Below are 4,869 nucleotides of genomic sequence, written 5' to 3' on the forward strand. Positions count from 1 at the left end.
CACCTGACGGTGGGCCGGGCGGACCCCGTCATACCCCCAGCAGTCGCCGAGGCAGGCGGCGGACCTCCCGGAGAAGGTGTCACCCATGGCAGTTGCGGTCGTACAGCGCATCAGGCTGTCGTACTCGAAGTACTGGTACGCGTACGCGATGATCGCGCCGGTCGTGATCGTCCTCGGTGTGCTGGTCGGCTACCCGCTGGTGCGCGGCATCTACCTGACCCTGACCAACGCCACCAGCCTCAACGTCGGCCGGCAGATCGGCGTCAACCACATCCCCGACAGCTTCGACTTCATCGGGCTGGACAACTACGCGGACGTGCTGTGGGGGCCGACCGCCTACGACCGGTTCTGGTCGCACTTCATCTGGACCGTCGCCTGGACCGCGATCTGCGTCGTCCTGCACTACGGCATCGGCCTGGGCCTGGCGCTGCTGCTCAACCGGAAGATGCGCGGCCGCGGCCTGTACCGGCTGGTGCTGATCCTGCCCTGGGCGGTGCCCACCTTCGTCACCGTCTTCTCCTGGCGGCTGATGCTCGCCGACGGCGGCGCCGTCAACGGACTGCTCTCCTTCCTGCACCTGCCCGAACCCGCCTGGCTGTCCGACCCGCTGGCGCAGAAGGCCGCCGCGATCCTGGTCAACACCTGGGTCGGCGTGCCGTTCATGATGATCTCGCTGCTCGGCGGCCTCCAGTCGATCCCGCAGGAGCTGTACGAGGCCGCCGAGATGGACGGCGCCACCCCCTGGCAGCGCTTCCGCCACGTCACCCTGCCCGGCCTGCGCACCGTCTCCTCGACCGTCGTGCTGCTCGGCGTGATCTGGACCTTCAACCAGTTCGCGGTGATCTTCCTGCTGTTCGGCTCCGGCGCCCCCGACGCGCAGATCCTGGTCACCTGGGCCTACCGCCTCGGCTTCGGCCAGCAGCCCTCCGACTACGCGCAGTCCGCGACCTACGGAATCCTGCTGCTGTCGATCCTGATCGTGTTCACCACCTTCTACCGCCGCTGGCTGGCCCGGAACGAGAAGGCCAACGGATGAGCACCGAGACCGCGCCCCAGGGCGGAACCGCTTCCCCGACCGAGGACCACGACCAGGCAGGCAGCCCCATGACACTCACCGCCGACCGCCCCGCCGCCGAACCGGCCACCGCCAAGCGCCCCGCCAAGGTCCGCCGGCGCGGCCAGTCCTCGCCGCTGGCCACCGTGCTCTCGCACGGCACGCTGATCGTCGCCAGCCTGGTCGCGCTGTTCCCCGTGCTGTACATCGCGTACATCTCGCTCGGACCGGACGACAACGACTACCTGCACCCGGCGAAGATCTTCGACAAGATGACCTTCGCCAACTACACCAAGGTGATGGGCGACACCGGGTTCTTCACCTGGTTCGGCAACTCGGCGATCGTGGCCGGCGGCACCACCGTGATCGGCGTGATGATCGCCGCCTCCACCGGCTACGCGGTCTCCCGGATGCGCTTCCCCGGCTACCGCCAGCTGATGTGGACCCTGCTGGTCACCCAGATGTTCCCGATCGCGGTGCTGATCGTCCCGATGTACTACATCCTGTCGAACCTCGGGATGCTGGACAGCTACACCGGCCTGATCCTGGTCTACTCGGCCACCACCGTGCCGTACTGCGCCTGGCTGCTCAAGGGCTACTTCGACACCATCCCGATGGAGATCGACGAGGCCGGCCGGGTCGACGGGCTCTCCCCGATCGGCACCTTCTGGCGGCTGATCCTGCCGCTGGCCCGTCCGGGCCTGGCGGTGGCCGCGTTCTACTCCTTCCTCACCGCCTGGGGCGAGGTCGCCTACGCCTCGACCTTCATGCTCTCGTCCGACAAGTACACGCTGGCGGTCGGCCTGTCCTCGTTCGTCAGCGAGCACGACCACCAGTGGCAGCTGATGGCCGCCACCTCGGTGCTCATCGCGCTCCCCGCCGCGGTCGTCTTCTACCTGGTGCAGCGCCACCTGGTCACCGGTCTGACGGCCGGCGCCGCGAAGTCCTGAACGACCCGTCACCTCCCACGTCACTTCCACAGCCTCCAAGGGATGACTGTCCAATGACCCAGAACCTGGCCGACGCCTCCCGGCCCGCCGCCGTTCCCGCCGCTCGGACTGCTGCGACCGCCGGGGCCTCCAGAGGCGGCTGGTGGCGGGACGCGGTCATCTACCAGGTGTACCCGCGCAGCTTCGCCGACGGCAACGGCGACGGCATGGGCGACCTGCCCGGCATCCGCAGCCGGCTGCCCTACCTGCGCGACCTGGGCGTGGACGCGGTGTGGCTCTCGCCGTTCTACGCCTCCCCGCAGGCCGACGCCGGCTACGACGTGGCCGACTACCGGGCCGTCGACCCGATGTTCGGCACCCTGCTGGACGCCGACGCGCTGATCCGCGACGCCCACGACCTGGGCCTGCGGATCATCGTCGACCTCGTCCCCAACCACTCCTCCGACCAGCACGAGTGGTTCCAGCGCGCACTGCGGGAGGGCCCCGGCTCCCCGCTGCGCGAGCGCTACCACTTCCGCGCCGGCAAGGGCGAGAACGGCGAACTCCCGCCCAACGACTGGGAGTCCATCTTCGGCGGCCCCGCCTGGACCCGCACCACCGACCCCGACGGCGCCCCCGGCGACTGGTACCTGCACCTGTTCGCCCCCGAGCAGCCCGACTTCAACTGGGACAACCCGGCGGTCGCCGACGAGTTCCGCTCCATCCTGCGGTTCTGGCTCGACATGGGCGTCGACGGCTTCCGGATCGACGTCGCCCACGGCATGGTCAAGGCCCCCGGCCTGCCCGACCTCGGCAGCCACGACCAGCTCAAGCTGCTCGGCAACGACGTCATGCCGTTCTTCGACCAGGACGGCGTGCACGCCATCTACCGCAGCTGGCGGCAGATCCTCGACGAGTACCCCGGCGACCGGATCGGCGTCGCCGAGGCGTGGACCCCGACCGTCCAGCGCACCGCGAACTACGTCCGCCCCGACGAGCTCCACCAGGCGTTCAACTTCCAGTACCTGGGCACCGGTTGGGACGCCGCCGCGCTGCGCGAGGTGATCGACGTCTCGCTCGACTCGATGCGCCCGGTCGGCGCCCCCACCACCTGGGTGCTCTCCAACCACGACGTCACCCGGCACGCCACCCGGTTCGCCAACCCGCCGGGCCTCGGCACCCAGATCCGCACCCCCGGCGACCGCGCCCTCGGCCTGCGCCGGGCCCGCGCCGCCACCCTGCTGATGCTCGCGCTGCCCGGCTCCGCCTACGTCTACCAGGGCGAGGAGCTCGGCCTGCCCGACGTCACCGACCTGCCCGACGAGGTCCGCCAGGACCCGTCCTTCTTCCGGCAGGCCGGACAGGACGGCTTCCGCGACGGCTGCCGCGTCCCGATCCCGTGGTCCGGCACCGAGGCGCCCTACGGCTTCGGCCCGAACGCCGGCGGCCCCAGCTGGCTGCCGCAGCCCGCCGAGTGGGCCCAGCTGTCGGTGGAGGCGCAGACCGGCGACCCCACCTCCACGCTGGAGCTGTACCGCTCCGCGCTCGCCGTCCGCCGCGCGCAGCCCGCGCTCGGCGCCGGCACCGACGTCCAGTGGCTGCCCGCCCCCGAGGGCGTGCTGGCCTTCCGGCGCGAGTCGGCCGAAGGCTCGTTCGTGTGCACCGTGAACACCACCGGCGAAACCGCCCGGATCCCCGCCCCCGGCCGTATGCTGCTGTCCTCCGCCGAGGCTGTCGAGACGGAGAACGGCGTCGAACTCCCGGCCGACAGCACCGCATGGTGGGCGGTCTGACGTGGTTGCAATAGGCTCTGGGATCGTGACTACGGCGCGACTCTCCGACATCGCGGCGCAGGCGGGGGTCAGCGAAGCCACCGTCAGCCGCGTACTCAACGGCAAAGCGGGCGTCTCCGCGACCACCAGGCAGACCGTGCTGGCCGCTCTCGACGTGCTCGGGTACGAGCGGCCCACCCGGCTGCGCCAGCGCAGCGCCGGGCTGATCGGCCTGATCACCCCGGAGCTCAGCAACCCCATCTTCCCGGCGCTCGCCCAGGTCATCGAGCAGGTGCTCAGCCGGCACGGCTACACGCCGGTGCTGTGCACCCAGACCCCGGGCGGCTCCACCGAGGACGAACTCGTCGAGATGCTGGTCGAGCGCGGCGTCGCCGGCATCGTGTTCGTCTCCGGCCTGCACGCCGACACCACCGCCGACCACGACCGGTACGCCAAGCTCACCGGCCGGCAGGTGCCGTTCGTGCTGATCAACGGCTACAGCGAGAAGATCGCCGCGCCGTTCATCTCCCCGGACGACCGGGCCGCCATGCAGATGGCCGTCCAGCACCTGGTCGAGCTCGGCCACGAGAAGATCGGCCTCGCGGTCGGGCAGAAGCGGTACGTGCCGGTGCTGCGCAAGATCGAGGGCTTCACGGCCGCCCTGCGCCAGTTCACCGGGCGCACCGAGGAGCAGGCCGAGGAGCTCGTCCACCACACCCTGTTCAGCGTCGAGGGCGGGCACGCCGCCGCCCAGGCGCTGCTCGACAAGGGGTGCACGGCGATCGTCTGCGGCTCCGACATGATGGCGCTCGGCGCGATCCGGGCGGTGCGCCAGCGCGGGCTGACGGTGCCGCAGGACGTCTCGGTGGTCGGCTTCGACGACTCGCCGCTGATAGCGTTCACCGAGCCGCCGCTCACCACCGTCCGCCAGCCGGTCGAGGCGATGGCCACCGCCGCCGTCGACGCCCTGCTGGAGGAGGTCGGCGGGAACCCGGCGCAGCGTTCCGAGTTCATGTTCCAGCCCGAGCTGGTGATGCGCGGCTCGACCGGCTCCGGCCCGCGCAACGGCTGAGGCGGGTCCTGTCGGTACGGCCCCCGGGGAGCCCCCCCGGGG

The 4,869-nt window shown here is 70.9% G+C and carries 4 protein-coding genes; all 4 read left to right on the forward strand.

Annotated elements, in window-relative coordinates:
* The first annotated feature begins 85 nt into the window (after window positions 1-85).
* Window positions 86-1,036, forward strand: coding sequence for a carbohydrate ABC transporter permease (locus ACFUEL_RS35185; protein WP_380241565.1), 951 nt, complete (start codon window positions 86-88; stop codon window positions 1,034-1,036).
* A gap of 68 nt (window positions 1,037-1,104) precedes the next feature.
* Complete coding sequence (locus tag ACFUEL_RS35190; RefSeq protein WP_380241571.1) at window positions 1,105-2,004, forward strand: sugar ABC transporter permease; 900 nt, start codon at window positions 1,105-1,107, stop codon at window positions 2,002-2,004.
* Between the two features lie 53 nt (window positions 2,005-2,057).
* Entirely contained in the window at window positions 2,058-3,776 is a 1,719-nt protein-coding gene (locus tag ACFUEL_RS35195) for a glycoside hydrolase family 13 protein (protein WP_380241567.1), read from the forward strand.
* Window positions 3,777-3,801: 25 nt separating this feature from the next.
* A complete protein-coding gene (locus ACFUEL_RS35200; RefSeq protein WP_380241569.1) occupies window positions 3,802-4,827 on the forward strand; it encodes a LacI family DNA-binding transcriptional regulator in 1,026 nt (341 codons plus the stop codon).
* Window positions 4,828-4,869: the final 42 nt, after the last annotated feature.

It is taken from the genome of Kitasatospora sp. NPDC057198 (assembly GCF_042670125.1).
GTDB lineage: Bacteria > Actinomycetota > Actinomycetes > Streptomycetales > Streptomycetaceae > Kitasatospora.